Annotated in this window: 13 protein-coding genes and 6 tRNA genes; 16 read left to right on the top strand and 3 right to left on the bottom strand. The window is 37.7% G+C overall.

Translation table 11 applies throughout. The features are described 5' to 3' along the window. The first annotated feature begins 123 nt into the window (after positions 1–123). The 4 genes from BKP57_RS01005 to BKP57_RS00990 are packed head-to-tail and all read left to right on the top strand — an operon-like array spanning position 124 to position 4,186. A complete protein-coding gene (locus BKP57_RS01005; RefSeq protein WP_072740885.1) occupies positions 124–828 on the top strand; it encodes a tRNA (adenine(22)-N(1))-methyltransferase in 705 nt (234 codons plus the stop codon). Further along, positions 818–1,933, top strand: a complete 1,116-nt coding sequence (locus BKP57_RS01000) for a Nif3-like dinuclear metal center hexameric protein (protein ID WP_050353090.1) — start codon at positions 818–820, stop codon at positions 1,931–1,933. Before BKP57_RS01005 ends, BKP57_RS01000 begins: the two co-directional genes overlap by 11 nt. 23 nt (positions 1,934–1,956) lie before the next feature. After that, positions 1,957–3,267, top strand: coding sequence for a DEAD/DEAH box helicase (locus BKP57_RS00995; protein WP_050353089.1), 1,311 nt, complete (start codon positions 1,957–1,959; stop codon positions 3,265–3,267). Between the two features lie 25 nt (positions 3,268–3,292). Beyond that, the gene (locus BKP57_RS00990; protein WP_050353088.1) at positions 3,293–4,186 is read left to right on the top strand and encodes a deoxyribonuclease IV; all 894 of its coding nucleotides are present in this window, start codon (positions 3,293–3,295) and stop codon (positions 4,184–4,186) included. Positions 4,187–4,535: 349 nt separating this feature from the next. On the opposite strand, the gene BKP57_RS00985 is transcribed toward BKP57_RS00990, so the two are convergent. Then, positions 4,536–4,820 (bottom strand): DUF2624 domain-containing protein, encoded by a 285-nt coding sequence (locus BKP57_RS00985; protein WP_050353087.1) that lies wholly within the window; start codon positions 4,818–4,820, stop codon positions 4,536–4,538. A gap of 175 nt (positions 4,821–4,995) precedes the next feature. Here BKP57_RS00985 and BKP57_RS00980 point away from each other — a divergent pair, with 175 nt between their 5' ends. Further along, positions 4,996–5,367, top strand: a complete 372-nt coding sequence (locus tag BKP57_RS00980; RefSeq protein WP_050353086.1) for a hypothetical protein — start codon at positions 4,996–4,998, stop codon at positions 5,365–5,367. 146 nt (positions 5,368–5,513) lie between these two features. On the opposite strand, the gene BKP57_RS00975 is transcribed toward BKP57_RS00980, so the two are convergent. Further along, the gene (locus BKP57_RS00975; protein ID WP_050353085.1) at positions 5,514–5,843 is read right to left on the bottom strand and encodes a hypothetical protein; all 330 of its coding nucleotides are present in this window, start codon (positions 5,841–5,843) and stop codon (positions 5,514–5,516) included. Positions 5,844–5,923: 80 nt separating this feature from the next. On the opposite strand from BKP57_RS00975, the gene BKP57_RS00970 reads away from it, so the two are divergent. The 8 genes from BKP57_RS00970 to BKP57_RS00935 all read left to right on the top strand — a co-directional run bounded on the left by BKP57_RS00970 (position 5,924) and on the right by BKP57_RS00935 (position 10,222). Then, positions 5,924–6,553, top strand: coding sequence for an NfeD family protein (locus tag BKP57_RS00970; protein ID WP_050353084.1), 630 nt, complete (start codon positions 5,924–5,926; stop codon positions 6,551–6,553). Between the two features lie 1,220 nt (positions 6,554–7,773). Further along, on the top strand, positions 7,774–9,399 hold the full coding sequence (locus tag BKP57_RS00965; RefSeq protein WP_050353083.1) for a Na/Pi cotransporter family protein: 1,626 nt from the start codon (positions 7,774–7,776) through the stop codon (positions 9,397–9,399). Positions 9,400–9,668: 269 nt separating this feature from the next. Continuing rightward, positions 9,669–9,743, top strand: a tRNA-Asn gene (locus tag BKP57_RS00960). Positions 9,744–9,747: 4 nt separating this feature from the next. Then, positions 9,748–9,821, top strand: a tRNA-Met gene (locus BKP57_RS00955). Between the two features lie 19 nt (positions 9,822–9,840). Continuing rightward, positions 9,841–9,916: transfer RNA gene (locus tag BKP57_RS00950), tRNA-His, on the top strand. A gap of 14 nt (positions 9,917–9,930) precedes the next feature. Next, a tRNA-Ile gene (locus BKP57_RS00945) sits at positions 9,931–10,007 on the top strand. Positions 10,008–10,017: 10 nt separating this feature from the next. Further along, positions 10,018–10,110: transfer RNA gene (locus BKP57_RS00940), tRNA-Ser, on the top strand. Positions 10,111–10,146: 36 nt separating this feature from the next. Beyond that, positions 10,147–10,222, top strand: a tRNA-Phe gene (locus BKP57_RS00935). Between the two features lie 264 nt (positions 10,223–10,486). Here BKP57_RS00935 and BKP57_RS21825 read toward each other — a convergent pair. After that, a complete protein-coding gene (locus tag BKP57_RS21825; protein WP_128743501.1) occupies positions 10,487–10,804 on the bottom strand; it encodes a hypothetical protein in 318 nt (105 codons plus the stop codon). A 56-nt stretch (positions 10,805–10,860) separates the two neighbouring features. Between BKP57_RS21825 and BKP57_RS00930 the strand changes: the two genes are divergently transcribed. The 3 genes from BKP57_RS00930 (at position 10,861) to BKP57_RS00920 (ending at position 15,208) form a co-directional block, all read left to right on the top strand. Beyond that, complete coding sequence (locus BKP57_RS00930; RefSeq protein WP_050353082.1) at positions 10,861–11,472, top strand: superoxide dismutase; 612 nt, start codon at positions 10,861–10,863, stop codon at positions 11,470–11,472. 261 nt (positions 11,473–11,733) lie between these two features. After that, positions 11,734–13,005: an MFS transporter gene (locus tag BKP57_RS00925; RefSeq protein ID WP_050353081.1), complete on the top strand. Its 1,272-nt coding sequence runs from the start codon at positions 11,734–11,736 to the stop codon at positions 13,003–13,005. A gap of 130 nt (positions 13,006–13,135) precedes the next feature. Next, a complete protein-coding gene (locus BKP57_RS00920; protein ID WP_050353080.1) occupies positions 13,136–15,208 on the top strand; it encodes a peptidoglycan D,D-transpeptidase FtsI family protein in 2,073 nt (690 codons plus the stop codon). Positions 15,209–15,856: the final 648 nt, after the last annotated feature.

Raw genomic sequence — 15,856 nt, 5'->3', positions numbered from 1 at the left:
CTTTATTAATGTCATGCTTTTAATAGTACTGTGCTTGGATGCTAGCCCTCACTAAAATGTCCTTGAATCTTTTACTAATTCATACCTTTTTATGCGTAATAATTCGTTATTGGAGGATAGAACGTGAACGTTAAGATTTCGAAACGACTGGAGCAAGTAGCTTCATTTCTACCTAAAGGAGCAATATTTGCAGATATTGGCTCAGACCATGCATATTTACCATGCTATGTATGTCAAAAAGATCCTACGGCAGTTGCTATTGCTGGAGAAGTAAATAAAGGTCCATATCAAAGAGCAGTGGAGACAGTTCAGGCATATAGTCTTCAAGGGCAGGTTGAAGTTCGCCATGGCAATGGACTGGAAATAATACAAGCGAATGAGGTGCAGCAAGTGGTCATTGCTGGCATGGGTGGTACATTAATTCGAGATATTCTTGATAGAGGAAAAGACAAGCTACCAACCACTGACCAAATTATTGCGCAACCGAATGTAGATGCAAGAGCGGTTCGGAAATGGTTAGGTAATCATGGATTTACCATTACCGATGAAGATATAATAGAAGAGAATGGACACTGCTATGAAATAATCAACGCAAAGCGCTTAAGGATATCTGAAAAACAAAATATGGATGAGAAAGCCTTATTATTTGGTCCTTTATTATTGCGAAAAAAGCCATCAGCGTTCTACAAAAAGTGGGAACAGGAGGCAAATAAGCTGGAGCGTGTGTTAGAACAAATAAACCAAGCTACCAAAGTGGATCAAAAGAAACAGGAACAATTTATGCAAGAATGGAGATGGATGAAGGAGGTAATCCAAGATGAAAAGTGAATGCATTACTGGTGATGTCTTTCAGTTTATGGAACAACTAGCGCCGAGACAATTGGCTTATGACTGGGATCCAGTCGGCTTGCAAGTTGGGAGTCATAACAAGCCCGTAAAAAAAGTAATGGTTACTCTAGATGTACTGGAAGCTGTTGTAGATGAAGCAATAGCTGAAAATGTGGATGTTATTATCGCCCATCATCCATTATTATTTAAACCCGTTCAGCAAATTAATACAACTACACCTACTGGACGTATTATACAAAAACTGTTAACGAATGATATTACGGTATATGCTGCACATACTAATTTAGATATAACGAAAAATGGAGTAAACGATGCATTATGTGATGCTATAGGTATAACCAATACTCGTGTTCTCGTTGAAAAGGAAAGTGAACAGTTGATTAAGCTGGCTGTTTATGTTCCAAAAACACATGTTGAAGAAGTAAGAAATGCGATTAGTGAAGCGGGTGCTGGCCATATCGGAAATTACAGCCATTGTACATTTCAAACAACTGGACTAGGAACTTTTAAGCCGCTAAAAGGAACAAACCCCTTCATTGGATCTGTAGATCAGCTTGAACGAGTAGAAGAAGTAAAGCTAGAGTCTATTATTGAGCAAAGCAAATTACCTTCTGCATTAAATGCAATCCGACAATCGCACCCGTATGAAGAGCCAGCGTATGATTTGTTTCCGCTAAAAAATGAAGGAAACGTATATGGTCTTGGAAGAATAGGCGAATTAACAAAAACGGTCGATTTAAAGACGTTTTGTAACCACGTTAAAGCTTCTTTAAAGCTCGATTATTTACGTGTTATCGGAAGGTTGGACAAGCAGGTTAAAACGGTTGCGGTACTTGGAGGGAGCGGGGAAAAGTTTATTCATCAAGCTAAGAGACAAGGAGCCGATGTGTTTATAACAGGGGACATGACGTTTCATCTTGCTCAAGACGCGCAAGAAATGGGCTTGGCAGTGATAGATGCTGGACACTACGCTGAAAAAGTGATGAAAACTTCAGTGCAGGAATATTTAATATCTTGCTTTAGCGATACAAATGTAGAAGTAATTGTGTCAACAACGAATACAAATCCATTTCAATATGTGTAAATGAAATGGGAAGGAGTACATGCATGAATAATACATTTCAAGAATTTCCTTTTGTTCCTGTTATGGAACAAGTAATTAAACAGTTAGAATTTCAAGAACCTACACCAATCCAACAGCAAGTTATTCCAGCTGTTTTAGATGGAAAGAGCGTAATTGGACAATCGAAAACAGGCTCAGGGAAAAGTCATGCTTTTTTATTGCCATTGCTTAATGGGATTGATGAGGATAAAAATCAAGTCCAAGCCGTTATAACAGCACCAACGAGGGAACTAGCTACACAGTTATATGATGAAGTTAAAAAGATCGTTCGCTATGCTGATAAAGAAGGAAAGTGGACTGCAAAGCTGTTGGTTGGTGGTACCGATAAACAAAAAATGGTGGAAAAGCTGAAGCAGCCTCCTAAAATTATTGTCGGAACTCCAGGCAGAATTTTGGCTATGGTGAAGGAAAATGCCATATCTATTTATTCAGCCAATAGCTTCGTCATAGATGAAGCGGATTTAATGCTTGACTTAGGATTTATCCAAGAAGTGGATCAACTATTAGTTCGGTGTCATCCTGATGTACAGATATTAGTTTTTTCAGCTACCATCCCGCAAGCTTTACAGCACTTTTTTAAAAAATATTTGCAACATCCGGTACACATTAAAATTGCTGATGAAATTTCTCCCGAAACGATGGAGCACCGTCTTATTTACTTGAAGCATAGAGAAGAAGCAACGATCATCGCTGAGATTTCGAAGGTGATCCAGCCTTATTTGGCTATCATCTTTACAAATGGAAAAGAGAAAGCAAATGAATTAGCAGCTTCTCTTCAGGGGAAGGGAATAGAGGCGGGTCTGATTCATGGCGGGTTATCTCCTCGAGAGCGAAAGCGTGTATTGAAAGAGATTCAAAATTTGCGCTATCAATATATAGTTGCAACTGATCTGGCAGCGCGTGGTATTGATATTAAAGGCGTTAGCCACGTGATTAATGCGCAGTTCCCTAAAGAAGAAGACTTTTATATTCACCGTGTTGGCAGAACAGCACGAGCAGGTATGGAAGGTACAGCGATTAGCATTTATCAATCGGAGGACTTACCACTCATTAAAAAGTTGGAAGAAAAGGGTTTAGTTTTTACGTATGTGGATGTTCGTGATGGAGAATGGCATGCAGCAAAGCCTTGGAACCAACGTTCGCTCCGCTCAAAACAGGGGACGGATATCGATAAGGAAGCATGGAAACGAGTAAAAAAAGCCAAAAAAGTAAAACCGGGATATAAGAAAAAATTGCAACAGGAAAAAGAAGCGATTAAAAAGCGATTATCCAAAAGCAAATATAAAAAGAGGTAGTACGTATTTAGGAGAGGTGAACGTAATGTTGAAAATCGGGTCACATGTATCGATGAGCGGTAAAAAAATGTTACAAGGTTCCTCGGAAGAAGCGGTATCTTACGGTGCGAATACGTTTATGATTTATACAGGCGCACCGCAAAATACGCGCCGGAAGCCCATTGAGGAATTGAATCTTGAAGCAGGTAAAGCGCATATGAAAGAGCATGGTATTGAGGAAATTATTGTCCATGCCCCGTATATTATTAACATTGGGAATTCTACGAAACCACAAACATTTCAATTAGGAGTCGATTTTTTAAGAAGTGAAATCGAGCGAACTGACGCCATTGGAGCAAGGCAAATTGTTCTTCATCCAGGTGCTCATGTTGGTGCAGGAGCTGATACAGGGATCAAACAAATTGTTACAGGGTTAAATGAAGTTTTAGAAAAGGATAAAGATGTTCAAATTGCTCTAGAAACGATGGCTGGAAAGGGTTCTGAAATAGGTAGAAGTTTTGACGAATTAGCTAAAATCATAGATGGGGTAACCCATAATGAAAAACTATCTGTTTGCTTTGATACATGTCATGTCCATGACGCGGGGTACGATATTGTGAATGATTTTGATGGTGTCCTAAATGAATTTGACAAAATTATTGGCGTAGACCGAATAAAAGTAGTCCATGTCAACGATAGTAAAAATGAGATAGGAGCACATAAGGACCGACATGAGAATATCGGCTTTGGTCATATCGGTTTCGATGCTTTATTATATGTCATTAACCATCCGCAATTAACGGAGTTACCGAAAATTTTAGAGACACCTTATGTAGGAGAAGACAAGAAAAATAAAAAGCCTCCATATCGACATGAAATCGAAATGATCAAAACTGGGAAATTCGATAACAAATTAAAAGAAAAAATTATGGCGCAATAAAAGTTGTAAGCGAAAACCCCTTTATTCACGAAAAGTTATGAGATAAAGGGGTTTTCATGGAGATTAGTCACCTAAATGCGTATTTCACAAGAGGTCTTTAGGACATACTATTACGGTACTACCAATCAGTGGGTGATGAATGAAAACGCCTACTGATGGAAGATTGACCTTATCCTGCATGAAACAGGTCTTATTTGGATGTAATTCCTAAGTGTAAGTAGTGGATTAACTGTAAGATAAATGTCAGATCCCCTTCCAAGGGTTCTTTGGGTAATATGCCTGTAGTGTATTTACTATTCGTGAAGAAATAAATAAAACCACTGATTGAATTTCCGTTATGCGTGCATCGTTAACGAAATAAATGACCCAGTCCATAAGAATGAATAAGTTCATTAAATAATTTTTGTGCCTTTTTTGCTGTTGCTGGATCTGTGATGTGCGCTAGTTCTTGCAGCATTTTTTTCCTTCCTTCTGCATGAAATGGATCTACGTTATGCTGTTTTAAGTAAGTGGTTATCTGTTCGGCCTCTTGAGTCGTTAAAGAAAACCCATATTGTTTTCCATAGTAAATTATTTCCTGAACAGACAGTTGTTTTAACTTCTTTTGAATGATATCTTTAATGAAATTTGCCATCCCTTTAACTCCCTTTAAAACGTTCTACATTACTATATGTTTTACGGGGTGTAAACTCAACTTGTCCTTATTAATTTTCACTATATACAAGCCTTTCCAATTAATAACACCTGTAAAATTGATAAAAAAACATAAGCTAAGTGTGTACCTCAAATGAAAAAGGAGGTCTCATACGATGGATCAATATCCGAATAGAGGAATGAAGGATGTTGAAGAACCACCGAATTATGGTGAAGAAAGAAAAAACCAAGATTTCGTTGGTGTTGAACCAGACAGCTCAAGGGATGAAGAATTTGCTACTGAAATAACTGCAGATGATGTAGGCTCAGAAGTAAATGAAGATATCGATGGAAATACAACCTTTGGATGGGTTGGTATTGCGTTATCCATTATTTCGTTTTTTATCTGGCCAATCATTTTTGGTACTGCAGGTATTGTTCTTGGATTTATGTCCAGGAGCAGAGGTGCAGATGCATTAGGGAACATTGCGATAGCAGCAGGAGCAGTCTCCATTCTTATCACTTTGTTTATTTTACCATTTGTTTAAAGGAAGGGCGCTTGCTCCTTCCTGTTTTTTTGTCAACCATGAGAACGTTGTAAAATATCCTCCTAAAGAATATTAAAAAGGCAGCGTGTAGAATTCTGACACGTGGGGAATGAAAGGTATAAATGGACTTGCGTACATTTGTTTGTCTAATAATATTTAGGAAAATAGTATATTTCACCCGGCGATAGGGAAAAGGGGTCTGAGTTAGGGTTACTTAATTGGAAATCACTTAAAATCCGATTTACATCTAAATCTTGATGTAATTGAGGGTTTATCCGCTCCACAATAGAAAGAACGGTATCATCTGGCTGTACTTTAATAGGGATAACATGATAAATAGTAGAAGAGGAGGAGGCATCACGAACAACCTCATCTTCTTTTTGGGAATGGATATTTTCTTGCGTGATATCCTGATAAATAATATAAACAGCCATAAGACCTACGATTAAGGAAAACATTTTTTTGATAAAATCCATAGAATTAACTCCTTGTCATGAAACCATTCGTTACCCAAAAACGTATAAAATATAAGTAGTATGGAGAGGGGGTCACGATTTTGACTGTTTTCGAGATGGAATGGATCGGGATATTAATTACTGGATTCGCTACTTTATTCCTCATCGGTGAAATTTTAGTTAATATGCGGGGTCTTTTTGGATTATTAGGAATCGGGTTTATTACTGTATATTTTGGTGCATATGTTGAAGCAAGCTCGATTATTATTATGCTTATTATTTATTTTGTTGGATTATTACTTATTATCATTGATGGAAAATTAATAAATGACGGAACGCTGGCGACGATCGGTTTAGCAAGTATGCTAACTGCTGTTGCACTTCCTGCACCAAGCTTAACATCTGGATTATATGCTGTGTTAGGGGTTCTCTTAGGCGGTGGAGCTTCACTATTATTTTTAAAGGTATTTAAGCGCAGAGAAATGTGGAATAAAATTACACTAAAAGATCAGCTAACGAAGGAGGCTGGTTATAATTCCATGAATGAAACCTATGAGAAGCTAGTTGGTGAAGAAGGGATTACATTAACGGATCTGAGACCAGTTGGTACCATTCGGATTCATCGAAAAGATTATAGCGCCATATCAAACGGGCAATGGATTGAAAAAGGCACAAAGATTAGAGTTGTTCAAGTAGATGGAACTCGAATCTTAGTAGAAAAAATGGAGTAACACGAACAAAGGCGCGGGGCGCCCGTTTACCAACGTAGTGAATGGAACGAATCAACTAAAGATTTAGGAATCATGCCACTAAAACAGGGGGATGCCGACGTCTGGGCGGCAAGCCCGTTTTTAGTCGGCCTTCCTCTTAGTGACGAGCCGATGAGGCCTTATCGTAGGCTCATTTCTAAAGTCGCATCGTTGCTGGGCGCTTGCGCCGGACGTGACTAGTCGGTTATTTCGTTATCCCAAGCACCTAATTTTATGCTTTCTTATTTTGTAAAAAAGAACACCAGTGGGTGCTCTTTTTTTGCGTTTAAAATCCTTTTGCTTTAAAACGATAATAGTTGTCTTTTAAATAGAGGTTATGTTTTGTCGCAATGGAAAACAGGAGGTATAGCAGCTTGCTTAATAACGCAAAATATTATAATGGCACCAATGACAGCCCTCCTTTTTGTATTTAAAATCAGACTTCATGTTAAAGTGAAACGCTCATCAGTCAAGTATATTGGAATTTATAACTAGGTAGACCGGGAAAATGGATGGTGTTTTAAATAAGACACCTGATTCTTTATCCCGTATATAAGGTGCTGTAAGATTCCCACTTCATGGAGTTGGATAATATCTGTATATAAATGCTAATTTAAGTACGTACAAAAATGCTCGTTTAACCGTGTAGATTTTTGATCCCCAGTGTATATTATAACTTTACTTGGATGGGCGAGCATGATAGCCTTGTTCGGTCAGCCAGCCCTTGTAATAGCTGGCTTTTGGCTGCCGAATCATGCGAGTAGAGGTCTCCATGTCAAGTGGTAATTATTCATGCACATGTATAGGGAAGCACACTTTAAGCAAAAGTGTACATGCTTAGACAAGCAAAAATGTACATTTTGAAATGGACATTGATAATCTGTACTGCAACAAGTCTAAGTGGGAGATAACAGTACCTAAATACCCTATTTCGTAAAAAGCCTTTAGGTCATACCATTACGGTATTTAACAATCAATGGGGGTGAATGAAAACCCCCACTGATTGAAGATTCACTTTACATCGTTTTTCATAAGCGAAATTTTTTTGTGTACGGTTATATTCTAAGTACGTAAAAAGAATAAAAACCCCAATTGTAAATTTAGTGTTAAAAATATTTATAACTACTTTACAAAAAGTTTATATATACTTAATATTGGTATGGTGCGACAAGATTCAACATGATGAAGGGTAGGTATGAATTTTGGAAATTGATATTCAGAAACTGATTTTTGAATTCATCGGTGGGCTAGGTATTTTCCTTCTTGGTATTAAATATATGGGAGAAGGCCTTCAAAAGTCAGCCGGCGATCGATTACGAGATATTTTGGATAGATTTACAAGCAATCCGTTTATGGGTGTGCTCGCTGGAGTCATTGTTACCATTTTAATTCAAAGTAGTTCGGGTACAACGGTTTTAACTGTAGGACTTGTCAATGCTGGCTTTATGACATTAAGACAGGCAATTGGTGTAATTATGGGAGCGAATATAGGTACAACTATTACAGCTTTTATTATTGGAATTGATATTGGAGCATATGCATTACCAATTATCGCAGTCGGTTGTTTTCTGTTGTTTTTCTTTAAAAATAAAAAAGCAAATGCGATTGGACAAGCTGTATTTGGATTTGGTGCATTATTCTTTGGTTTAGAGCTAATGAGTAACGGAATGAAACCATTACGAAGTTTGGAAGCATTCCAAGAATTAACGGTTAGCATGAGTGATACTCCGATTCTTGGGGTTGTTATCGGTACGGTTTTTACATTAATTGTGCAAAGTTCTAGTGCAACGATTGGTATTTTACAAGGGCTATTTGCTGAAGGCGCAATGGAATTAAAAGCAGCTATTCCTGTTCTGTTTGGTGATAACCTTGGTACAACCATTACAGCAGTATTAGCTTCTCTTGGGGCTACTGTAGCGGCAAAACGCGCTGCATTTACACATGTTATTTTTAACCTTGTAGGAGCTACCGTTTTTATCATTATTCTTGATTTATTTACAATATTTGTCGCTTTCCTACAGGACCAATTTTCGCTTAGCCCGGAAATGACGTTAGCATTTGCGCATGGAAGCTTTAATATTACCAATACAATTATCCAATTTCCATTTATTGGGGGATTGGCCTGGTTGGTAACAAAAATGATCCCCGGCGAAGATTCGATTATAGAATACAAGCCCAAACATTTGGATCCTATCTTTATACAGCAATCTCCGACATTGGCGTTAGACCAAGCGAAATCGGAACTTGTTCGCATGGGAGAGTATGCATATAAAGGTTTAGAAGAAACAAATAAGTATTTAAATACACATTTAATGAAGCATTCTGAAATGGCGATGCAAATTGAAGGAGCTTTAAATAATTTAGATCGGAAAATTACGAATTATTTAATAAGTTTGTCAACGGAATCACTTTCTGAATTAGAAAGTGCAAAGCATTCTACATTATTGGATTCTGTTCGTGATATTGAACGTATAGGGGATCATTTTGAGAATATTGTTGAGCTCATCGACTATAAAATTTCCAATAAAGTACATTTAACAGATAAGGCAAAAGAAGACTTAAATGAAATGTTTGAATTAACAATTTCTACTGTCCAGCAAGCAGTAGAAGCTCTAGAAGATATGAATCGAGAGGAAGCACTTGCTGTTATTCAAAAAGAAGACCAAATCGATAAGATGGAGCGGAACTTCCGTAAACGACATATTATCCGTATGAATGAAGGAGTTTGCAGTGGTTCCGGGGGGATTGTGTTTGTTGATATTATTAGTAATTTAGAACGGATTGGGGATCATGCTGTGAATATTGCTGAGGATGTATTAGGAGATTAACCTTTACTTTTTCTGCCTCGTCTCTAATTGGGATGAGGCAGAGGAGCTTTGGTTACTTAATAAAAAATAGAAAATTTTAATTTTGTCTTTTTGTATTGCATTCCCAATCAAATGATGCTATAGTTAATATTGTCGTTTTTAAGAGATGGCGACATATGATATACATAATCGAACAAAATTAAATTTTTCTTTATTAAACGATTGACAGAAGTTGTCGAACGTGGTAAATTATATCTTGTCGCTATAATATAAGGTGACATTAAAACTGTTCCACAGTAGCTCAGTGGTAGAGCAATCGGCTGTTAACCGATCGGTCGTAGGTTCGAATCCTACCTGTGGAGCCAAATTGGCGGTGTAGCTCAGCTGGCGAGAGCGTACGGTTCATACCCGTGAGGTCGTGGGTTCGATCCCCTCCACCGCCATTATTATTTAATTCGTACGGCGGTCGTGGCGAAGTGGTTAACGCACCGGATTGTGGCTCCGGCACACGTGGGTTCGATCCCCACCGGTCGCCCCATTAATAAACGAATTGGACCCTTAGCTCAGTTGGTTAGAGCTATCGGCTCATAACCGATCGGTCGCAGGTTCGAGTCCTGCAGGGTCCACCATTATTTACTTGGAGGTATACCCAAGTCTGGTTGAAGGGATCGGTCTTGAAAACCGACAGGGGTGTAATAGCCCGCGGGGGTTCGAATCCCTCTACCTCCTCCATACATAAGATTTTTTCGAAATACAACTTTACATATAGGCTCGGTAGCTCAGTCGGTAGAGCAAGGGACTGAAAATCCCTGTGTCGGCGGTTCGATTCCGTCCCGAGCCACCATTTTTGTAACAAGCATTTGCTTGTTTTTTTGTTGTATAGGAAACGATAAAATGAGGTGCTTGTGGATAATGAAATAATCGAATAGTCACGTCCGGCGCATGAGCCCGGCAACGATGCGACTTTAGAAATGCACCCTACGATAAGGCCTCATCGGTTCATCGTAAAGAGGAAGGCCGACTAAAAACGGGCTTGCCGCTCAGGCGTCGGCATGTTCCTGTTTTTAGTGGTATGATTCCTAAATCTTTAGTTGATTCGTTCCATTCGCTACGTTGCTAAACGGGCGCCCCGCGCCTTTGTTCCACTATAGGAAAGTATAAGATTTCTTTGTTTATAGTATAAGAAAAACAAAAGGCTTTCGCCATAAGACTTGGCGACAAGCCAAGTTTTTCTAATATTGGCTAAAAATGAATTACTGTATACGATCCTGCAATCATTGCCTTCCTCTAGCAAACGGGTTTTCACCCTTTCAAGAAATTTAAGCTCACTCCTTTTTTTAAGGGTTGTGAGATAAGTTGCTTCGTTTAACTTGGTAAATAAATGCATATGATTTGCAACATCTAATAAGCTTTGATACCCTTTCAATAAAAGGGTGAATATTCGATCCTTTTTTACAAAATGGATATGAGGAGGAAGGAATAATGGCTAAATTTGAATTACCTGAACTACCATATGCTTATGATGCATTAGAGCCTACGATTGACAAGGAGACAATGAACATTCACCATACGAAGCACCATAATACGTATGTCACTAAATTAAACGGTGCTTTAGAAGGACATGCAGAGCTGCAAAATAAATCTTTAAAAGATTTAATGAGCAATTTAGATGCTGTGCCAGAAAATATCCGTACTGCAGTAAGAAACAATGGTGGTGGACATGCTAACCACAGTCTTTTCTGGAAAGTTCTTTCCCCAAATGGTGGTGGAGAACCTACAGGAGAACTCGCTACTAAAATGAAGGATGCTTTTGGAAGCTTTGATAAGTTCAAAGAACAATTCGAAAGTGCTGCAGCTGGACGCTTTGGTTCAGGATGGGCTTGGTTAGTTGTTAATAACGGAAATCTAGAGATTATGAGCACGCCAAACCAAGATTCTCCATTAATGGAAGGTAAAACGCCTATTTTTGGGGTAGATGTTTGGGAACACGCATATTATCTAAAATATCAAAACAGACGTCCAGAATATCTTTCAGCGATCTGGAATGTTGTTAACTGGGACGAAGTAGCTAAAAACTATAATGAAGCAAAATAATATAGATACAACAGTAAAAAGCATGTGATAAGTCACATGCTTTTTATTTGGTTACATAAATATGAACAGTTTTGAGGGTTTCAGCTTGATTCTCCATATGTACAGTACTTCAGGTTTAATAAACTGAAAGGCGTTGATTGGGTAAAAATTATCCAGCAATTATAGTTAACCATTTCTCTTCATGTTTTCGATATGCGGTTGTTTGTATATCTGTTTCTCAATTGCTCAAACTAGTAGTGACATAAAAAAGGGGAATCAGATATGCAGAAAAGCCACTTCTTTCATTTTGACAACAATAATATTAATAAGGACTTCATCTTTTTACTTATAATCGGCGGTTTGTATTCATTAGGTCTGTTTCTATCCAATACATTTGTAAATATTTATCTGTGGAAACAGTCAGGGGACTATATAACGATTGCTGTCTACAATCTAGCTATTTACATTTTTCAGCCGATCACTTTTATTATCGCTGGTAAATTAGCTAAGAAGGTAGACCGTGTCATTGTATTGAGGCTAGGAGTAATTTTCCTCTCACTCTTTTTTTTAAATGTTCTTTTAATAGGCGAAAAGGCGGCCTACTTTAATTTCATGTTAGGGGGGCTATTAGGCATCGGTTATGGTTTTTACTGGCTAGCTTTTAACGTATTAACTTTTGAAATAACCGAACCAGATACACGGGATTTTTTTAATGGATTTTTAGGTGTGCTGCAATCATTCAGTGGAATGATTGGACCGTTATTAGCAGGCATCATCATTGCAAAAATGGAAGCAAATATTGGCTACACCGTTATATTTTCCGTTTCTTTTCTTATGTTTATTTGCGCTGTGGTGATTAGTTTTTTTCTAAAACAAAGAAAAGCTGAAGGGAATTTCTATTTTCGCAGGGTACTAACAGAACGTTACCATAATAAAAATTGGAAAAGAATTCAAAATGCTCATATTTTCCAAGGGCTGCGCGAGGGTATATTTGCATTTATCATTGCAATTTGGGTGTTTTTAATTACCCAGAGTGAGTTTTCTTTAGGGATGTTTAATTTAGTATTTTCAGGATTCTCGCTGGTGTTTTATTTTATAGGGACCAAAATAATCAAACCTTCTATGCGAAAAAAATCAATATTATTTGGCAGTCTAATATTATATTTTTCCATAGCGCTAATTATTTTTGATATTAGCTATGTACAGTTGTTAATTTACGCTGTCTTTATCGGAAGTGCTTATCCAATCATAATGATCCCATACGTTTCTTTAACCTATGATGTCATAGGAAAAGCTTGGAAAGCAAAGGAATATCGCGTGGAATATATTGTCGTGCGTGAGTTATTTGTAAATATAGGAAGAGTCATTTCCATTTCTGTTTTTCTACTTTCCGTTTCCCTTATGGATGCTGAGTTAATCATCCCGTATTTATTAGCTGTGTTTGGCACAGGGCATATCTTTATTTATTTGTTTGTAAAACATATATACTTGGAAAGTAAGATGGAAAACCAAGTGTTGCTTAAAGAACAGCTAACAGACGAAAAAAATCGGTAGGATCGCGTTTAATAAACAGCTGTAATTGAACTAACTGCTTAAGAATTTAAAAATAGATGAAATACATGACATAAAAATGATATAATATAAATTGCTTGATAGAAGAGAGACATCATATGGGGGAGAAACAATGAAGAAAAAGAAGAAAAAGGCGCAGCTTCCCTTTCGGATAAACCTATTGTTTTTTATTGTTTTTTTAATGTTTGCGGGACTCATATTACAACTGGGTGTTGTGCAAATTTTAAATGGCGAAGAATTTCAGAAAGAAATTGACCGGACTGTAAAAGATACAACAAAAGTTCCCGTACCTAGAGGGAAAATGTATGATAGTAGTCATCAAGTCATTGTCGATAATAAACCGCTCTATTCTATTACCTACACCCCGCCAAAGGGAACGCAAGCAGAAGATCGCTTGGAGCTAGCAGAAAAATTGGCAAAGTATATCTCTATGGAAAGCGATAAGGTAACGGAGCGAAACAAGAAAGAATATTGGTACTTAAAAAACAAAAAAAAGGCAGATAAGCGTTTAAAAAAGAAAGAAGCTGCAAAGTTAGACAATGCAGAGCAATACAATACCATTTTAGATAGAATCTCGGAAGACGAAATATCGGGGTTCTCCGAACAGGAGCTCGAAGTTATTGCGATTAAAGCAGAATTAGACAAAGCATATTCATTAACACCGCAAATTATTAAAAACGAAGATGTAACAGCGGAAGAATATGCTACGGTTTCTGAACATCTAGCTGAACTTCCAGGCATCAATGCAACGACAGACTGGAACAGAGAGTATCCTTATGATGATACAATGAGAAGCTTACTTGGATCGATAACATCGCAAGAGCAAGGTATATTAGCTGATAAGGAGCAATACTATTTAACTAGAGGCTACAGTCGAAATGACCGTGTTGGTAAAAGCGGCTTAGAGGAATATTATGAGGATGTACTCCGCGGACGAAAAGAACAAATTCAGTATACGACGACAAAATCAGGAGATGTAGTGGACAGCAAAACAGTCGTAGAAGGGCAGCGCGGAAAAGATTTAGTGTTAACGATGGATATGGACTTTCAGGAAAAAGTGGACAAAATTGTGCGAGATGAGTTAAAGACAGCCGTTCAGAAGTATCCTTATGATAATCGATACTTAAAAGATGCTTTGGCAGTAGTAATAAATCCTAAAACAGGCGAAATTCTCGCTGTCAGCGGACAAACGAGAGATGGTAATCAATATAAAGATGCTACGATAAAAACACTTTATGATGCACATCGTCCTGGATCTGTTGTTAAAGGTGCGACGGTATTAGCTGGGCTGGATTCAGGTGTCATCTCACCTGGTCAGACGTTTGTTGATCGACCGATAAAAATCAAAGGAACGCCACAAAAAGGCTCTTATCAATCTTTAGGAGCTGTAAATGACATTACAGCGTTGAAACTATCATCCAACGTGTATATGTTTTATATTGCTCTTAAAATGGGCGGGGAGAATCGCTATCCGTTTCCACAAAATGGAAAGGCGGCGTTTGATCCTGCGGCATGGCAGGAAATGAGAAATTATTTTCAGCAGTTTGGGTTAGGAGTGGGAACGGGAATCGATTTCCCATTTGAAAGTGTTGGTTATGAAGGACCAACTAAATCTGCAGCTGGACTATTAATGGACCAGGCGATTGGACAGTACGATACGTATACGACCATGCAGCTAGCGCAATATGTTTCAACGATTGCTAATGATGGTTATCGTGTGCGCCCGCATTTTTTAAAGGAAATACGTGAACCAAGCAGATCCGACAAGCAGTTAGGAAGCGTGTATCGGAGTGAGAAGACAAAAGTATTAAATCAGATTCAAATGGATCAAGCATATATTGATCGAGTGCAAGAGGGGTTCCGACAAGCTTTTCAAGAGCGGAATGGAACCGTATTTAGTTATGGAAGTTCAAGGGATTATAAACCTGCTGGAAAATCAGGAACAGCGCAAAATGCGATCTATAAAGATGGGAAGCAAATTGCGGAAACAGAAAACCTTTCATTAGTAGGCTATGCCCCTTATGACGACCCTGAAATCGCTTTTGCCGTAATGGTTCCGAATGTAGGGCTTGGCAATGGTTATAGGGTTAACTATGAAATTGGTTTTAAAATAATGGATGCTTATTTTGAGGCGAAAAAAGATAGTGATAAAGACGATACAGATACAGCATCGGAAGACGGATAGAAAAAGAAACGTACAGAGCCACGTCTGTACGTTTCTTTTTTTTCCCCCGAATGAAAGGGACTGCTATTTCAAGATTAAAGGGTAAATAAAAAGGCTTTGTGTAAGATAATGACAGCTAAACTCCCAAATTAATGAACTTGTAAGATGTAGAATTCAAAAGGTGGGACACGTATAAAAAAAGTATATTCTCTTTTTAAGGAGAACAAAAATTTTACCCTTTGTTCGATTTTCAAGCGCTTGTTCACTTTATATACGGCATATAAGGTGCTGTAAGACTCCCACTTCAGGAGTTGGATAAATTGTACAGCAACAAGTCTAAGCGGGAGATAACAGCACCTAAATGTCCTATTTCGTAAGAAGCCTTTAGGTCATACCATTACGGTACTAACAAGCCGTGAGGGATGAATAAAACTCCCTACTGGTGGAAGATTCACTTTATAGTAGCCTTTGTTTAGAAGATGTAAAAGAACAAAATTTGTTTTCAGTCTTGTAAATAATTTCTATATTTTACTAAATGCATAAAAAATTATTTATTAATCATTAACTCAAATAAACAGAAATACGTGTTAACGTAAAATTTACAAAAAATTAATGTTTACTCCATAATAGGTACATAGTGTTTTGCTATGATAGTATCACGTTGATAAA

It is taken from the genome of Virgibacillus sp. 6R, assembly GCF_001895305.1.
Lineage (GTDB): Bacteria > Bacillota > Bacilli > Bacillales > Amphibacillaceae > Virgibacillus > Virgibacillus pantothenticus.
The sequence above is the reverse complement of the archived record's forward strand: the minus strand, read 5'-3'. Positions and strand labels throughout refer to the sequence as shown.